Origin of the sequence: Synechococcus sp. WH 7805, assembly GCF_000153285.1 — a bacterium.
Taxonomy (GTDB): Bacteria; Cyanobacteriota; Cyanobacteriia; order PCC-6307; family Cyanobiaceae; genus Synechococcus_C.
Genome location: NZ_CH724168.1, coordinates 640,197 through 641,753, shown reverse-complemented (window position 1 = coordinate 641,753; position 1,557 = coordinate 640,197). Strand labels below are relative to the sequence as shown.

At 53.9% G+C, this 1,557-nt stretch carries 1 protein-coding gene; it reads right to left on the bottom strand.

Annotation, left to right across the window (positions count from 1 at the left end):
- The coding region (locus tag WH7805_RS14660; RefSeq protein ID WP_198005726.1) for a DUF11 domain-containing protein at positions 1–1,557 on the bottom strand (1,557 nt) is incomplete at both ends.

Sequence of the window (1,557 nt, the reverse complement as noted above, 5' to 3'; positions counted from 1 at the left end):
TCGGTTTCGTCGGAATCAACAGTGGCGGTGTTGTCGAGGGTGCCATCACCACCGCCATTGGTGTCGATGTCTTGTTGCGTGAGTGTGTAGGAGGTCGTGAAGACCTGAGAGTCACCGGGGGCAAGTGAGGGGATGGTTTCGCTTAGGCCCGTGAGTGGGTCAGTAACAAGAACGTTGTTGAGGGTCTGATTGCCTGAATTGGTGACAGTGATCTGGTAATTGATGACATCACCGACCTGGTTGGCGAGGCCATCACCAATGGGATCAACAGAGAGGACGGTTTTGTTGATGCCGAGCAGAGGATTCTGCGGAATCGTGGTGGATGTGGATGAATCGGAGGGATCGGTTTCGTCGGAATCAACAGTGGCGGTGTTGTCGAGGGTGCCATCACCACCGCCATTGGTGTCGATGTCTTGTTGCGTGAGTGTGTAAGAGGTCGTGAAGACCTGAGAGTCACCGGGGGCGAGTGAGGGGATGGTTTCGCTTAGGCCCGTGAGTGGATCAGTAACAAGAACATTGTTGAGGGTCTGATTGCCTGAATTGGTGACAGTGATCTGGTAATTGATGACATCACCGACCTGGTTGGCGAGGCCATCACCAATGGAATCAACGGAGAGGACGGTTTTGTTGATGCCGAGCAGAGGATTCTGCGGAATCGTGGTGGATGTGGATGAATCGGAGGGATCGGTTTCGTCGGAATCAACAGTGGCGGTGTTGTCGAGGGTGCCATCACCACCGCCATTGGTGTCGATGTCTTGTTGCGTGAGTGTGTAAGAGGTCGTGAAGACCTGAGAGTCACCAGGGGCGAGTGAGGGGATGGTTTCGCTTAGGCCCGTGAGTGGGTCAGTAACAAGAACGTTGTTGAGGGTCTGATTGCCTGAATTGGTGACAGTGATCTGGTAATTGATGACATCACCGACCTGGTTGGCGAGGCCATCACCAATGGGATCAACAGAGAGGACGGTTTTGTTGATGCCGAGCAGAGGATTCTGCGGAATCGTGGTGGATGTGGATGAATCGGAGGGATCGGTTTCGTCGGAATCAACAGTGGCGGTGTTGTCGAGGGTGCCATCACCACCGCCATTGGTGTCGATGTCTTGTTGCGTGAGTGTGTAGGAGGTATTGAAGACCTGAGAGTCACCAGGGGCGAGTGAGGGGATGGTTTCGCTTAGGCCCGTGAGTGGGTCAGTAACAAGAACGTTGTTGAGGGTCTGATTGCCTGAATTGGTGACAGTGATCTGGTAATTGATGACATCACCGACCTGGTTGGCGAGGCCATCACCAATGGGATCAACAGAGAGGACGGTTTTGTTGATGCCGAGCAGAGGATTCTGCGGAATCGTGGTGGATGTGGATGAATCGGAGGGATCGGTTTCGTCGGAATCAACAGTGGCGGTGTTGTCGAGGGTGCCATCACCACCGCCATTGGTGTCGATGTCTTGTTGCGTGAGTGTGTAAGAGGTCGTGAAGACCTGAGAGTCACCAGGGGCAAGTGAGGGGATGGTTTCGCTTAGGCCCGTGAGTGGGTCAGTAACAAGAACGTTGTTGAGGGTCTGA